This is a genomic window from Saccharothrix sp. ST-888 (genome assembly GCF_000955975.1).
GTDB lineage: Bacteria > Actinomycetota > Actinomycetes > Streptomycetales > Streptomycetaceae > Kitasatospora.
This window is the reverse complement of sequence record NZ_JYJF01000083.1, coordinates 1-15,096: the sequence shown is the minus strand read 5'-3', so window position 1 is coordinate 15,096 and position 15,096 is coordinate 1. Positions and strand designations below refer to the sequence as shown.

10 protein-coding genes are annotated in these 15,096 nt (G+C 72.0%); 6 read left to right on the top strand and 4 right to left on the bottom strand.

The features are described from left to right. Positions 1 to 28 precede the first annotated feature (28 nt). The gene (locus tag UK12_RS23300) at positions 29 to 1,864 is read right to left on the bottom strand and encodes a stealth family protein (protein WP_082119873.1); all 1,836 of its coding nucleotides are present in this window, start codon (positions 1,862 to 1,864) and stop codon (positions 29 to 31) included. A 366-nt stretch (positions 1,865 to 2,230) separates the two neighbouring features. Between UK12_RS23300 and UK12_RS23295 the strand changes: the two genes are divergently transcribed. The 4 genes from UK12_RS23295 to UK12_RS23280 are packed head-to-tail and all read left to right on the top strand — an operon-like array spanning position 2,231 to position 9,457. After that, positions 2,231 to 3,283 carry a hypothetical protein gene (locus UK12_RS23295; RefSeq protein ID WP_045305058.1) on the top strand — a complete coding sequence of 351 codons (1,053 nt, stop codon included), beginning with the start codon at positions 2,231 to 2,233 and terminating at the stop codon, positions 3,281 to 3,283. Next, entirely contained in the window at positions 3,280 to 6,153 is a 2,874-nt protein-coding gene (locus tag UK12_RS23290; RefSeq protein ID WP_045305057.1) for a stealth conserved region 3 domain-containing protein, read from the top strand. Before UK12_RS23295 ends, UK12_RS23290 begins: the two co-directional genes overlap by 4 nt. Then, entirely contained in the window at positions 6,150 to 7,370 is a 1,221-nt protein-coding gene (locus UK12_RS23285) for an acyltransferase family protein (protein WP_156178874.1), read from the top strand. Before UK12_RS23290 ends, UK12_RS23285 begins: the two co-directional genes overlap by 4 nt. Next, positions 7,367 to 9,457: a PIG-L family deacetylase gene (locus UK12_RS23280; RefSeq protein ID WP_052682094.1), complete on the top strand. Its 2,091-nt coding sequence runs from the start codon at positions 7,367 to 7,369 to the stop codon at positions 9,455 to 9,457. The genes UK12_RS23285 and UK12_RS23280 overlap by 4 nt, the downstream gene beginning before the upstream one ends. 121 nt (positions 9,458 to 9,578) lie before the next feature. On the opposite strand, the gene UK12_RS23275 is transcribed toward UK12_RS23280, so the two are convergent. Together UK12_RS23275 and UK12_RS41570 are read right to left on the bottom strand one after the other, a co-directional pair. Then, positions 9,579 to 11,624 (bottom strand): PIG-L family deacetylase, encoded by a 2,046-nt coding sequence (locus UK12_RS23275; protein ID WP_045305056.1) that lies wholly within the window; start codon positions 11,622 to 11,624, stop codon positions 9,579 to 9,581. Positions 11,625 to 11,823: 199 nt separating this feature from the next. After that, complete coding sequence (locus UK12_RS41570; protein WP_052682093.1) at positions 11,824 to 12,414, bottom strand: DMT family transporter; 591 nt, start codon at positions 12,412 to 12,414, stop codon at positions 11,824 to 11,826. Between the two features lie 12 nt (positions 12,415 to 12,426). On the opposite strand from UK12_RS41570, the gene UK12_RS44515 reads away from it, so the two are divergent. Beyond that, positions 12,427 to 12,651 carry a LysR substrate-binding domain-containing protein gene (locus UK12_RS44515; RefSeq protein ID WP_045305055.1) on the top strand — a complete coding sequence of 75 codons (225 nt, stop codon included), beginning with the start codon at positions 12,427 to 12,429 and terminating at the stop codon, positions 12,649 to 12,651. Between the two features lie 3 nt (positions 12,652 to 12,654). Here the strand turns inward: UK12_RS44515 and UK12_RS23260 are convergent, their stop codons facing one another. Further along, positions 12,655 to 14,073 (bottom strand): selenium-binding protein SBP56-related protein, encoded by a 1,419-nt coding sequence (locus UK12_RS23260; RefSeq protein ID WP_045305054.1) that lies wholly within the window; start codon positions 14,071 to 14,073, stop codon positions 12,655 to 12,657. A 350-nt stretch (positions 14,074 to 14,423) separates the two neighbouring features. On the opposite strand from UK12_RS23260, the gene UK12_RS23255 reads away from it, so the two are divergent. Continuing rightward, the gene (locus UK12_RS23255; protein WP_045305053.1) at positions 14,424 to 15,089 is read left to right on the top strand and encodes an O-methyltransferase; all 666 of its coding nucleotides are present in this window, start codon (positions 14,424 to 14,426) and stop codon (positions 15,087 to 15,089) included. Positions 15,090 to 15,096 lie beyond the last annotated feature (7 nt).

Genomic DNA, 15,096 nt, shown 5'->3' with positions numbered 1-15,096 from the left:
GTCCGGGTGGTACCCGTCGGGCGGCCGGTCAGACCTGCTTCTCGAACGGGCTGGGGTTCGGGAAGTACGAGTCCAGGAAGGGCTGCAGCAGCTCCAGCTGGGCCGGCAGGTCCTTGCGGTCCGACACCGTGTCGTTGATGCAGAAGACGTCCAGGTTCCGGGTGGCCAGGATCCGGGCGAGTCGCCGCGAGGTGCTGTCGTGCATCAGGTCCAGATAGGCGTAGGCGATCTCGGACGGGACCGCGCGGCCGCTGTGGTAGCCGTAGTGGTGGTGCAGCGAGGAGGCCACCGAGAGGTCGGCCGGGCCGCGGAACCTGGTGGCCGCGGTCTCCCGGTGCCGCTCGGCGAAGCGGTCCTCTATCTCCAGCAGGACGTCCCGGCGCAGTGCGTGCGGTACGTGCATCATCTTCTGCACCAGCGTGGTGCCGAAGTCCCGCTCGATCAGCTGCCGGTTGTTCTTGGCGGCGGCGGCGACCGGGGCGTCCTCGACCGAGGGGGTGCCGAACGGCACCATCGCCTGGGAGGGGAAGAACTTGGTCAGGCCGTTGGAGTGGAAGAACAGCTGCGGGGTGACCGGCCGGCCGAGGAAGACGTCGTCGTTGAAGTAGAGGAACTGCTCCGACAGGCCGGGTATGTGGTGCAGCTGGCTCTCGATGGCGTGCGAGTTGAAGGTGGGCAGCGCCTCGGGGTCGGCGAAGATCTCCCGGTGGCTGACCACGGTGAGCCGCGGGTTCCCGGTGTCCAGCCAGGCCGGCACCTGGTCGGCCGTGACCAGGTAGATGTGGCGGACCCAGGGCGCGTTCAGGTGCAGCGAGCGCAGCGAGTACTTCAGCTCGTCGCGGCTCATGAACCGGGCGTCGTTGACGGCCTCGGGGTTGTAGGTGGCGGCGGTTCCGTCGGCGGCGGCCCGGGTCGCCTGCCACTTCGGGTCGTTGCTGTCGACCCAGGTGTAGACCACGTCCACGGGGTAGCGGATGTCCTCGGGCAGCGCGGCGGTGAACGGCGCCCGGGTGGGCAGGTCGTCGCCGGTCCGGCTCCAGGCGGCCAGCCTGGTGAACACGGCGCCCGGTGCGGGCACGGTCCGCTCGTCGGCGCGGACCCGTTCGGTGACCCGGTTGCGGCGCGGTGCGACCAGCTCGCCGTCCTCGGCCCGCCAGAACTCCACGTCGCAGCCGTACTCGTGGCCGAGGACGTAGTGGCCGTCCTGGTCGGCCCGGAACCAGGTCAGGCGGATGACGTCGGCCTGTTCGACGGCCCGCCAGCTCTCCGGCTCGAAGCCGGGAGCGGAGGTCGTGGGCGCCTGCTCGCCGGAGCGCGGCGGTGTCGAGAGGTAGCCGGGGACCGTGGCGCACAGGGCCTGCAGGGCCCGCAGGGCCGCGGCCCGGTCGCTCGCGGCGACGGCGAGCACCGAGGAGGAGTCCGCCAGGCCGCGGACGGCGAAGTAGGGGACACCCGCGTCGTCCAGCGCGTGGCGGACCAGCTCCAGGTTCTGCGTCCGGCAGCTCAGCGGGTCGAGCTCGGTCCGGACGCTCACGATCTTGCGGTCCTTGCCGACCTGGGCCAGGGCCACGGCGCCGGCCTCGAAGAACTGCGGGTGCCGCCGTGCGAGGCGTCCGCCGTCGTCCAGCCGCTGCTGCATCGACAGTGAGCGGGAGATGGTGTGGATGACCCGGGTGCGGGTCTCGTGCGAGATGTGCTTGGCGATCGCCGCGCGGCTGCGCTCGGGCAGGATCCGGCGGTAGGCGTGGACCAGCTTGGAGTGCTCGGACTTCAGGACGCCGACCGCACCGCCGCGGGGAGCCGGGGCGCCGAGCGGGGCAAGGCGGGTGGAGTTCGTCTGCTCCACGGCAGTCAAGCGATTCATCGCTCCCCCAACACTCTTGCTTCACCCTCGACCACGGTGCGCGCGGAGGACCGATTGTGCCGCCACCTGCCTCGGTGGCATCCGGCAAGGCCGCGCGTGTGGGTACGCAGGGCGGCCTCGCTCGCCGCTCACCCTGTCATTTGGTTTTGCCGTGTGTCAACCGGACCAACACCGCAGCGTAAGAGGGCCGCCATCTTGGGAGAATGTCCGGTTTGTTGATTTTTGTCCCCGGTAGGGTGGGCCGTTGGGCCTGGAGCCGGAGAAGTTCGGCGCTCTTCCGGTGACTTAGCATGGCTGCTCTCGCGCCCGCACGAGTGCCCGAATCGAAGAGCCCGGACCGTCCGGGGTGAGCCCTAGGAGGTCACGGTGGCCGAGCAAGTCCACGCCCTGCGCGTGGTCGGCCGTTCCGGTGTGCTGGCTTGGCGCAAGCTGCCCGTCAGCCAGCTGCCCGGCAGGATCCGTCGCAAGGCCGGACGGCACGTCGCCGCCGGACGGGACCACTTGATCCACTCCGTGGTCGCCCCGCGCGCCGAGGGCACCGCCGCGGTGGTGAAGTACGCCATGGTGCTCGGCGGCCACAACCTCAACCTGCACGCCTGGCTGCCGCCGGAGACCCCGGCCGACGCCACCGTCGAGCTGATGGTCGGCAACGGCACCCGGCACTTCTCCGTGCCCGCCCGGCTGTCCGCCGCCCCCGGCGGCCGGCCCAGCGTCACGGCGTCCGCACTGCTCGGCAAGCAGGTCGGCGGCCTGCCGGTCACCGGCGGCCGCTGGTCGCTGGCGCTGCGGGTCACCGCGCCCGGCGGGGTGACCGAGGAGCGCCGGCTGATCGGGGTCGGCGAGACGCCGACCCTCACCGGCCCGAGCGCAGCCCTCGCCGCCTGCCCCGTCAGCGGCATGTCGATGCAGACCGGGATCTCCCCGTCCGGCCGGCTCAAGCTGGTGGTCTCCGAGCCGCCCGCCCGCGCCGAACTGGTCCGGGTGGTCCGCCGGTTCGCCGGGCTGCAGGTGGAGTTCCGCCCGCCCGGCCCGCGCGGCCGCCTGGAGGCGACCGACGGCAGGCAGGTGATCGGGCTCTCGACCGAGCCCGTATCCGGCAGCCCGGAGCTGCTGCGCAGCACGCTGCCGCTGGCCGATCTGCACGCCACCCACCAGGGCAGCAACTGGGGCTTCCGCTGGGTGGGGGAGAGCGGCCGCAAGTACTGGCTGCGCCGCCGCCCCGACGACCTCCGCTCGGTCCGGGTGATGCTGAACACCGGCGTCAAGCTGGTGATCACGGACCGGAAGGGCCGCCTACACTACGTGACCCAGCGTCACACCATCCGCGGTATCTACCGGTTGTCCTTCAGCCCGGTGCCCGGACCTGCCGCCCCGGGCCAGCAGTCGATATCCACCGCCACCACGGGATCGCTCACGTGAAAATCACCTTCCTCCTGACCAGCGCCGACACCATGGGCGGCACTGAACGGGCCATCCTGACCGCGGCCGAAGCCGTCTCCGAGCTGCACCAGGTCGAGGTGCTCAGCATCTTCAAGACCCGCTCCAGCGGCTTCTTCGACACCGGCGGCAAGCTGAAGATCCGGAACCTGGTGGACAACACCGGCGCGGTCCCGCGCCCGGTCGAGGGCGCCGACCAGGACGACGCGGTCTACCGCCGGCTCGCCGCGCAGCCCAGCGAGCTGGTGGACCCGGCCTGGGAGCGCTCCTTCAACCGGCTCTCCGACCTGGAGGTCGAGCGGGCGCTGCGGGACACCGACTCGGACGTCCTGGTCGCCTCGACGCCCGCCCTGCTGGCCCTGATGGTCCGGGTGGCCCCGCCGTCCGCGATCACCGTCTGCCAGGACCACCGGGTCTCCGAGCTGCGCGGCGTCAGCGGCGATCCGCTGATGCGCTTCGCCCCGCACCTCGACGCCCTGATCGCGCTGAGCGAGCCCACCCGCGCCTGGTTCGCCGAGACCTTCGGCGAGTACGCGCCCCAGCTCACCGTGCTCGGCAACGCCCTGCCCGAGGCCTACCGCCCGGCCTCCTCGCTGGAGACCCGCACCATCACCCTGGCCGGCCGGATGGTGGCGGAGAAGCAGATCGACCACGCCATCCACGCCTTCGACCGGGTGGCCGCCCGGCACCCGCAGTGGCGGATGCGCGTGCTCGGTGACGGGCCGCTGCTGCGCAAGATGCGCGAGCTGGCCAGCACCATGGGCGCCGCCGACCAGATCCAGCTGGTCGGCTCCACCCAGCACATGCCGGAGGAGTGGGCCCAGGCCAGCATCTGCCTGCAGACCTCCCGGGTGGAGGCGCTGCCCCTGGTGCTCGCCGAGGCGCAGGCCGCCGGTGTGCCGGTGGTCGCGTACGACTGCCCCAACGGTCCGGGGGAGATCGTCACCTCGGACGTCAACGGCCTGCTGGTGCCGCCGGGCGACATCGACGGCCTGGCCGAGGCGCTGGACCGGATGATGTCCGAGGACGAGACCCGGCACGCCTTCGGCGCCGCCTCCATGCTGGCCGCCGAGCGCTGGTCGGCGCCCAAGGTCGCGGCGCAGTGGAGCGAGCTGTTCAAGGGTCTGATCGCCGACCGTGACAGCGGCCGGCTGGCCGCCGCCCGCCGTCGCCGCCGGACCCTGGCCGAGTCCGCCCGGGGCCAGCTGGGCACCGTGGCCGCCGAGTCCTCCCGCTCGGTCGGCTCGATCGACAAGGTCGGGCAGAAGGCGCACGAGGTCCGGATCGAGGCGCAGAGCGGCGGCACGGTCGTCCGGGCCAGCGGCCACATCTGCCAGGTCGCGGACGACCTCTCCCCGTTCGACGTGATGAAGGCCAACCTGGACCTGGCCGTCGACCTGCTGGACGAGCTCGGCATCCCGTACCTGATGACCAGGACCAGCGCGCTCCGGCACAGCCTGGCGGTGGCGGTCGAGTACCGCGAGAAGCTGCTGCGCGCCGTCACCGAGCGCTACAAGGACAGCCCCGTGTACGCGGGTCTGCTCGATGCCAGGGGCGGCACCAAGGCCAACGTCCTGGCGGCGATCCTCGACCAGTACCTGCCGGCCTCCGGCTCGGTGGCCGCGGTCCGGCTGTTCCGCCCGGTGACCACCACCGGCGGCACCATGCGCCTGACCGGCGTCTACGGCTGCACGGTGGCCTTCACCACGCCGAACAAGGACGACGAGAAGCTGCTGGACGTCCCCGGCGGCACGGTCTACGGCGCCACCCTGCCGCTGGCCGCGCTCACCGGCAAGGCCACCCTCACGGTCGGCGACCGCAGCTACCCGACCATCGAGGCCTTCACCAAGACCCTGCCCACCGACGTCGACTTCCCGGTCGACGTGGTCTACACCTGGGTGGACGGTGGCGACCCGGCCTGGCGCGAGCGCAAGAACAAGGCCCTGGTCGCGCTCGGCATGGCGCCCTCGGACACCGACGGCTCCTCGGACGAGGCCCGGTTCCGCAACCGCGAGGAACTCCGGTACTCGCTGCGCTCGCTGGACATGTACGCCCCCTGGGTCCGCACCATCCACCTGGTCACCGACGACCAGGTGCCGTACTGGCTGGACACCGACCACCCCCGGGTCAAGGTGGTCAGCCACCGCGAGATCTTCGGCGACACCGGCAAGCTGCCGAGCTTCAACTCGCACGCCATCGAGAGCCGGCTGCACCGGATCGAGGGCCTGGCGGAGCACTTCCTCTACTTCAACGACGACGTGTTCCTCGGCCGCGCGCTCAGTGCCGACAGCTTCTTCCTGGGCACCGGACAGGCCAAGTGCTTCCAGTCGCCGACCACGGTCGACCCGAACCCGGTCCAGGACGGCGAGGAGTTCGCCTTCATCGCCGCCAAGAACAACCGCGCCCTGCTGGAGCGGGAGTTCGGCCGGACCCTGACCAACACCTTCCTGCACACGCCGCACGCGCTGCGCAGGAGCGTCCTCGCCGACCTCGAGGAGCGGTTCCCGGCCGAGGTCGCCCGCACCGCCGAGGCCCAGCTGCGCAGCGAGACCGACCTGGCGATCACCTCCTCGCTGCACCACTACTACGGCATGTTCACCGGCCGCAGTGTGGCCGCCCCCATCTCCAGCGGCTTCATCAACGTCGGCCTGCGGGTCCAGCACCCCAAGCTGGCAAGGCTGCTGAGCACCCGCGGGAACGACGTCTTCTGCATCAACGACTACCACAACGCGGACGTCTCGGCCGAGGAGCAGGCGGACATCCTCGGCGTCTTCCTGCCGAGCTACTTCCCGGTGCCGAGCCAGTACGAAAAGGGCACCGTCCGCAACAAGCGGCTGGCCGGTGCCCGGTGACCGCTGTGGACCACGCCCCGCCGACGGGCACCCCGAGGCCGGCCAAGCGGTCGATCGGCCGTCTCGGCCGAAGCGGCCGCAAGCCCAAGAGCACGGCCCCCGGCCGACTCGGCGCGCTCGACGGGCTGCGCCTCGGGGCCGCGCTGATGGTGGTCGCCTACCACTACATGGCCTTCGGCCAGGGGTGGTCGAAGCCGATCACCAAGACCTTCCCGCACGCCTACCTGCCCGCTTCCTACGGCTGGCTCGGCGTCTATCTGTTCTTCCTGATCAGCGGCTTCGTCATCTGTCTCAGTGCGTGGGGCAAGCCGCTCGGCAGCTTCTTCGTCTCACGCGTCATCCGGCTCTACCCCGCCTACTGGGTCGGTGTGCTGGCGACGTCGCTGGTGCTGTTCCTCATCCCCGGGCCCTACCACGCGCTGTCGCTGAGTGACATCTCGGCGAACCTGACGATGTTCCAGGAACCACTGGGCATCGACAGTGTGGACGGCGTCTACTGGACGCTCTGGGTGGAGCTGCGCTTCTACCTGCTGTTCGCGCTGGTGATCTGGCGTGGGCTCACGTACCGCCGGGCCGTGCTCTTCTGCTGTCTGTGGGCCACGGCGTCGATCGTCGCCGTACCCCTGAACAGCGACTACCTGAACGGGCTGATCCTGCCCGACCAGAGCTGGTACTTCATCGCCGGCATCTGCTTCTTCCTGATGCGGAAGTACCGGCCGACGATCTTCCTCTGGATGATGGTGGGCTTCTGCTTCCTCGCCTCCCAGCACTACCTGCTGATCGCTCACGCGCAGGCCGAGAAGCACATGGGCCGGCACATCCCCTCCTGGCCGACCGTCGTGCTGCTCGCCGTGTTCTTCCTCGCGGTCGCCGCGGTCGCACTGGGCTGGCTCAACCGGATCCAGTGGCGCTGGCTCACCACGGCCGGCGCACTCACCTACCCCGTGTACCTGCTGCACGAGTACATCGGGTGGAACATCATCCGCAGGTTCCAGAACCGGGTGCCGCACGGGCTCCTGCTGGTCGGACTGGTGACGGCGATGCTCGTCGGCGCCTGGCTGGTCCACCGGCTCGTCGAGCGACCGCTGTCGCGCTTCCTCCGTGACGTCCTGACCAAGGCGATCGGGGAGATCCGAGAACTGTCGGCCCCCGCGCCGACGTCGACCCCGGTAGCCGGCCACCGACCCGTATCTCCCCAGAAGGAACCGCAGCCGTGAAACTCTTCCGCCGTGGATCAAAGCGAGCCGACGAGCAGGCGCAGACGGCACCGGCCGACGTCGTCCCGACCGGACCGGCGCCCGCGCTCCACATGCAGATCGTCGCGCACACCGACGACGACCTGTACTTCATGGTGCCGGACCTGCTGCACACCGTCCGGGCCGGCATTCCCGTGGTCTGCGTGTACCTGACCGCCGGTGAGGCCGACGGCCGGAACGTCGCCACCTCCGACCCCAAGCGCGGGGACGCGCCGGTCGACTTCGAGGGGTACACCACGGGCCGGCAGGCCGGTCTGCGGGCCGCCTACTCGGCGATGGTCACCGGCCACCGGGACGCCGTCTGGGAGCGCGGGACCCGCACGATCAGGGACGGTGTCGTCGCCGAGGTCAACACACTGACCGACGGGCCGGCGCCGATCACCCTGATCTACCTCAACCTCCGCATGGTGCAGGAGGACCAGCCGCCGGCCCGACTGCGCACCCTGTGGACCGGCGAGGTGGAGTCCGAGCCGACGCTGCGCCCGACCGACAGCCCGATCCCCGGGGCGAGCGGGACGTACCGGATGACCCGTGAGGGTCTGATCGGCAGCCTGGTCGACCTGCTGACCGAGTACCGCCCCACCGTGGTCCGCACCCTGGACCCGGACCCGGACCACCTCAAGTACGACAACGGCCGCGCCCACTACTGCGACCACGAGGACCACACCGCCTCCGCGCAGTTCGCACTCGCCGCGCTGCGCAGCTACGACGCGGCCGGGCACTACCAGCCGCTGGTCGTGGAGAGCTACCGCGGCTACTGGAACAAGCTCTGGCCGTTCAACCTCAGCGGTGCCGCGTTCGCCGAGAAGATGAAGTACCTCAACATCTACGGCGGCGTCGACGGCCACGACTGCGAGAATCCCGCGCTCTGCGGTGACCGCCAGCTCGGTGACCGCTCCTACAACCGCGGCTACGGCCAGAGCACCACCTACCGCTACCACGGCACCACCAACTGGCTGCAGCGCCAGGCCGACGGCCGACTGGTCGCCTTCGGCGTGCTCAACGGCCGGCCGGTCCAGTGGACCGAGACCGGGGCCGGATCCGGCACCTGGACCGACCCGGCCCCGCTCGGCACCTGGTCGCAGGGGCAGGCGGACGACGAGTCGTTCCTGCTGCCGCAGCTGGACGTCGTTCCGGACCGCGAGGGCCGGTTCCACGTGCTGGGCCTGCGTGCCACGCTGTCGGCGGGTATCTACGGCCACAGCCGCGATGTCGTGCGTGCCTGGCAGTCCGCCCCTTCGGGGACGTTCGGGAACTGGGAGAACCTCGGCAACCCGTACAACCCGGAGGGCAACAACCCGATCAAGCGGCGCGAGATCGGCATGCCGGTCGGCGCGGTGGACGCCGGGGGCCGACTGTACTTCGTCACCCGCAACTTCGGTTTCGGACTGAGCGCGAGGCGCTGCGAGGCGGACGGCACCTGGAGCGGCTGGCTGGACTACGGCGGCCGGTCCCAGGACGGCTACAGCACCGTGACCACGGCGCGCGGCACCATCGAGATCTACGGCGGCTCGGTCGGCGACGGTGTCCAGCCCGGTGTGATCCGCTGGCGGCAGCGGACCGCCGGCGGGGCGGCGCTGCCCGAGTACGACACCTATCTGCCCGCGCCCGCGGGCACCCCGTCGGTGCTCGAACAGCCGGACGGCCGACTGCTCCTGCTGGTCCGCCAGCCGCAGACCGCCTGGGTGCTCGGCTACCGGCAGACCGAGCCCGGCGGCCGCTGGGACACCAGGCCGTCCCTGCTCGGCGGCGACGGCGGCTTCGGCCCGCTGGCCGTCCGGCTGCTGCCGGACGCGGACAAGCTGCTGATCGCCCAGCGGAACGACGGCGGAACGGTCAGCGTGACCCTCCAGCCGGCCCAGGGCGAGTCGCTGCACAACGAGTGGATCGACCTGGGGGACGGCCCCTTCATCCACAGCCCGTCGATCGCGGTCGACGCCGGCGGCACTCCGACCGTCGCGGTCATCGGCACCGACGGACGGCTGCGCACCAACCGGCTCCAGCTGGTCGAGGGTGAGCTCAAGCCGGAGGGCTGGCAGACGGTCTGACGCCTGATCAGGATCGGTTGAGGGCGGGTGATCCCTGGTGGATCGCCCGCTCTTCGCTCTTCGCCGGCTGCTCCCCGTCGCGAAGCCCGGCCGATCGGCCACCCGGCGAGCAGGAGCCGGTCTACGGCACCGGGGTGCAGTGCAGGGTGGCGTCCGAGGCGAGCCGGGCGAGGACGGGGTGGCCGTTGGCGTCGGGGGCGAGGGCTGCGGTGCCGATGACGGGGCCGGGCAGGGTGCTCCAGTGCGGGGTCTGGCCGGTGCCGAAGGTCGCCAGGCTGGTGGAGCCGTCGTTGTTGCGGGCCGCCAGGAGTACGCCGTCGGGCACGGCGAGCAGGGTGAGCGGGCCGAAGCCGCGGGCGGCCAGGTCGAGGGGCTCGTCCTGCCAGCTGCCGTCGGCCGCCAGGCGGTGGGCCACCGGGCGGGCGCTCTTGGGCTCGCGGTAGGCGAGCAGGACCGTGCCGTCGGGGCGGACGACCGCGGTCGGCGGGTCGGCGGGGGCGGGCAGCCCGGTCGGCAGCACGGTGAACGGGCCGTTCGGCTGCTGCTGCGCCCAGTGGTGGACCGAGTCCGGGCCGGTGCCGAAGAGGTGGATCCGGCCGGTGCCGTCGGTGACGGCGGTCAGGCCCTCCTGGACGTCCGCGCCGCCCAGGTCGGTCCAGTCGCTCCAGCCGCCGTCGGGGCGCTGCCGGCGGGTGGACACGCCCTTGGCCCAGGTGCGGACGAAGAGCTGGGTGGTGCCGTCGGCGTTGCGGGCGACGACCGGACCGCCCACCCGGCGGCCGTGGTCCGGGTCGGATTCGGGATTGCCGAGCGAGCTCCAGGGGCCGAACGGGCCGCCCTTGCCCGTCTGTACCGCCGTGACGATCTCGCGCCGGTTGTCGGCACTCGCCGGTCCGAGGCCGGCCGCCCGCTCGGCGAACAGCTGCCAGCGGCCGTCCCGGGTGAGTGCGGCGGTCAGGCCGGGCAGCAGGCCGTCGCCGCCGAGCAGTTGCGGCTCGCCCCACTTCCCGCCGGCAGGCCCGGTCTCCTGCCACATGGCGGCCTGCCGGCCGAGCAGGCCGAAGGCGGTCAGCCGGTGGTCGGCGTCCTGCTGGAACCACGGCGCGGTGCCCGGGTAGCGCAGGCTGGTGCGCTGCAGCCAGCCCGTGCCGTAGGAGCGGTCCTGGCCGACGTCGTAGTCGCCGCAGCCGGCCGCGAAGGTGCAGCCGTTGCGCGGGTCGCCGCCGTAGGTGTTGAGGACGTCGGCCTTGCGGCGGACCAGCTGCGCCGGGAGGTTCTGCGGCCAGCGCTCGTTGTAGTAGCCGCGGTACGCGGTGACGGTGTACGGCCGGCCGCCGGTGCTGCTGTAGCGCTCCAGGGCGGCGTAGGTGAACAGCGCGGCCGCGGTGTGGTCCGGGTGGTCGGAGTAGCCGTCCTGGTCGTGGTGCTGCTTCTGGGTCGCGTCGTGGACCTGCATGTCCGGGTCCGGGTCCATGGTGCGCACCAGCGTCGGCCGGTAGCGGCCGAGGAGGTGGACCAGGCCGGCGATCAGGCTCTCGTGGGTGACCAGGTGGCTGCTCTGCACCGGGGAGCCGGTGCTGACCAGGGTCTGGCTGACCGCGGTGGGGTCCGACCACAGGTCCGGCAGGCTGATGCTGGAGCCGCCGGTCGACCTGAAGTGCTGGCTCACCCCGAGGAAGACGAGCCTGACGCCCTGGTGCCCGGCCAGGGTGTCGACCTCGACCGCGGTGCCGTCCGGCAGGGTCTCGGTGGACACCTCCCAGGGTGCGAGGTGCCTGCCGGTCGCCATCAGCGCGTACGCCTGGCGCAGCCCCTGCCGCCGGGCTCCCGCGTAGGCGGCCTCGTCCGGCCCGGGGCGGTCCTTCGAGCCGGGGACCTTGTTGACCCCGCCGCTCTCGCCGCAGTTCAGATAGATGCTGATCAGCGCGTCGTTGGCGTCGATGGACTGCTCGAGGTCCGGGTTCATGAAGTACAGGTCGTCGTCCGGGTGGGCGAGGATCTGGACGATCGTGCTGCCGCTCGTCCCGTCCAGCGCGGCCGTCAGCGAGGCGCGCGGCCTGGGGGTGGGCGGGGCGGCCGACTTGGACGTACAGCCCGCCGCCGCCAGCGCCGTGATCCCCGCGAGTACGGCGCGGCGGGGGACTGGGCTGGGGTGGCGCACTGTCACGGGAAGCTTCCTCGAACCTGACGGAGGACTGGCTCCCCCTGCTGAGACCTGGACATCCGTACCCGGGACCGGCCGGTCCTCGGGACGAGGCGCACGACGGATGAACAACGCATGAACCCACCCCGTTCCCTGCACATTACACGCCGCCCGGGACGGCTCCGAGACGGCGGCCCCGCGACGGTCGGCCCCGGTGCGGAGGTCAGTCCGGGAGGGGGCGCGGCCTGGTCGGGGCCCGGGTGGGGGCGACCGCGGTGATCACCAGGAGACCGCCGAGGACGGTGTTCCAGCCGACCGGCTCGGCGAGCAGCAGCGCGCCCAGGGCGGTGGACCAGAGCGGGGTGACGTAGGTGACGGTGGCCGCGACGGTGGCGCCCGCCGCCCGGACCAGGTTGAGGTTCAGGATGTACGCGACGCCCGTGCCCAGGGCGCCCAGGACCAGCAGGGCGAGTGCGGCTCCCGCGCCCGGCCGGTGCGGTGCGCCGGCCGCCGCCGCGGCCACCAGAGCCAACTCGACGGCCGCGCAGCTGATCTGGAGGGTCGCCAGGCAGGTCGTGCTGTGCGGCAGGCCGGAGAGGTGGCGGCGGGTGTAGGTGAAGCCGGCGCCGTAGCAGGCCGCGGCGCCGAGGCAGGCCAGACTGCCCGTGAGCGCCCCGGCCCCGAGGCCCCGCCAAGCCCCGAGCACCACCAGGACCCCGGCGAAGCCGAGCGCGAGACCGGCGGCCCGGCGCGGTCCCGGCCGTTCGCCGCCTTTCGAGGCCAGCGGATCGGCGGCCGCTTCGCCCCCACCCACCGGATCCGCGACGTGGGCACCCTGATCAGCATGGTGCACGCGGGCATCGGGGTCTCGGTGATGCCCGCGCTGGCCCATGCCATGCCGCCGCCCGGCTGCGTGCTGATCCCGCTCCGCCCCCGGGTGCACCGCCGTCTCGTCCTCACCGGCCCGGCGGACCGCCCCCGGCACCCGGCCGTCGCCGCCCTGGTGGCCACGGCCGGCGGTCTGCTCACCGGGCGGACGGCTGTCGGGTAGCCGTCAGCGGAAGCAGTACGAGTCCGAGGAGGCGTCGCCGCCGTGCAGGTGGGTCTGGTGCACGCGCAGGCCCCGGAAGTCCGCGCCGTGCGGGAAGAAGCGCGGGTCGACGGTGAGCCCGCCGTTGACGGTGTCGGCGTCGAGCTTGATCATCCACGGGTCGATGCCGTCGGGGTAGAACTGGTCGTCCCAGGAGCCGTAGAGGGAGTTGGTCAGGTAGACCCGCCTGCCGTCCCGGCTGAGCTCGACCATCTGCGGGCCGCCGGTCAGCGGGATGCCCGGGGCGGTGGGGTGCGGGGCCCGGCCGGTGATGCCGCCGAGCCGGACCGAACCGGTCAGCCGGGGGTGGAACGGGTCGGCCACGTCGTACTGGAAGAGCTCGCCGGTGCCCCAGGCCGAGACGTACAGCCAGCGGTCGTCCACCGACAGGTTGATGTCGGTGACCAGCGGCGGTACCGCGCCGAAGGGCTGGAGGGCGGGCGGCAGGTCCTCGCTCTTCGCGGGTTCGGCGGGGATCTCGATCACCTTGCGCGCGGCGAACCGGTCGCCGTCGCGGTACCAGAGCCAGACCGACGCGGAGAGGTCCGCCACGCTCGTCACGACCCCGACGAAGCCCCACTCCTGCTCCGGGTCGTGGGCCGGACGGAGTTCCAGCACCATCTGGTGCTGGTCGCCGAGGTCGATCCGCTGCAGGTGCTTCCCGGAGTTCAGCTCCCAGAAGTGCAGCGCATGGCCGTACTTGCGGCCCAGCAGCAGCTCGGGAACCACCCCGTCCTCCACCATGGACGGGGTGCCCCACTCGCTGGTGATCCCGACGTTGCTCCCGAGGTGCCACCACACGTCGTAGGCCAGCTGCTGCGGCCCCCGGTCGCTCTCCCAGGCGCGCAGCACCTCGAAGGTGGTGTGGTCCAGCAGCGCCACCCCGCCGGGCCCGTCCGCCCCGTCCGCGCCGCCCAGGCAGGAGAGGAAGACGCCGTCCGGGCCGCAGTGCAGGGTGTGCGGACGCGAGTACCCGGCCTTGGCGGCGAGCTCCTCGGCGCTCACGGTCCGCACCAGCTTCGGCCGCACCGGGTCGGGCCGGGTGTCCATGACGTGCAGCCGTGAGGACCGCAGGCCGGGCAGCAGCAGGAACCGCCGCTCGGGGTTCTGGTGGCAGGCGTGGGCCAGCGCGCTGGAGCAGGCGTTCCACCCGAAGTGGTGCAACTCGTCCCCGACCTCCGGCAGTTCGGCGAGGTTCAGCACCTGGCCGTAACTGGCCGAGTCGGGGTCCGTGTCGACGGTGATCAGGGCGTCCGGACGGCTCGCGGACCGGTCGAACCCGGCGACGTAGGCGAGCTTCTCCGGCGGAGCGGCGGCCGCATCGGCGGGAGTCCGGTACAGCGAGGGATCGGTGTGTCCGTGGGCAGCGGGGTCATGCGGCATGACGACTCCTCAACTCGACCTTGGGCAGGGAGTGCAGCCGACTCGTCGGGACGTCGGAAGAGACAACTGCCCAGGCAGCTTTCCACATAACCGCAGGCGCGCACGGGGCGCACGAGAGCGGATGGGAGCGGATCGGAGCGGACGGACGGAAGTTCACTCCGCTGCCGCCGGTGGCGTCGTCCCCGGGGCCCGGTGCCGAGGCTGCCTGACGTGGTGTCATGTGTGCCGAGGGTGGCGATCGGGCCGTGAACGGCCGGGTGGGGTGCTGGAGTTGCCGCAGGTCCCGCCTGTCGGGGCCGACGCCGTGGCGACCCGCACCCGACCCGTACCGACTCAAGACGGAGACACCGTTGACCGAGACCAAGAACCCGCCGCTCACGCCCGAGCTCTACGCGTACGTGCTGAGCCAGAACCCGCCGCTCGACCCGGTCCAGCGGGAGCTGGTCGAGATCACGCACAGCAGGTATGCCGCTGCCGCCGGAATGCAGAGCGCGCAGGAGCAGGCCCCGCTGCTGGCGTTCCTGGTGCGGCTGGTGGGGGCCCGCAGGATCGTCGAGGTCGGGACCTTCACCGGGTTGTCCGCACTGTCGATGGCCCAGGCGCTGCCCGAGGACGGAAAGTTGATCACCTGTGACGTCTCGGAAGAGTGGACCGAGGTCGGCCGCCGGGCGTGGGCCGCGGCTGGTGTCGCCGACCGGATCGAGCTGAGGATCGGCCCCGCGCTGGAGACGCTGCGCGCGCTGCCGGACGACGAGCCCTGGATCGACCTGTCCTTCATCGACGCCGACAAGGGCAACTACCCGGCGTACTGGGAGGAGTTGGTCTGCCGGACGCGTCCCGGCGGGCTGATCGTCCTGGACAACACGCTCTTCCACGGGCAGGTCGTCGACCCGGCCGCCACCGGCAGCGCGGCCGCGATCCGGAGCTTCAACGAGGTGGTGCGCGCCGACAAGCGGGTCGAGGCGGTCCTGCTCACCGTCGCCGACGGCCTGACCCTGGCCCGTCGGCTGGACTGAGCCGGTC

Coding starts and splice junctions, on each gene's coding strand:
- UK12_RS23300 (WP_082119873.1), bottom strand. CDS start 1,864: ATGAATCGCTTGACTGCCGTGGAGCAGACGAACTCCACCCGCCTTGCC.
- UK12_RS23260 (WP_045305054.1), bottom strand. CDS start 14,073: ATGCCGCATGACCCCGCTGCCCACGGACACACCGATCCCTCGCTGTAC.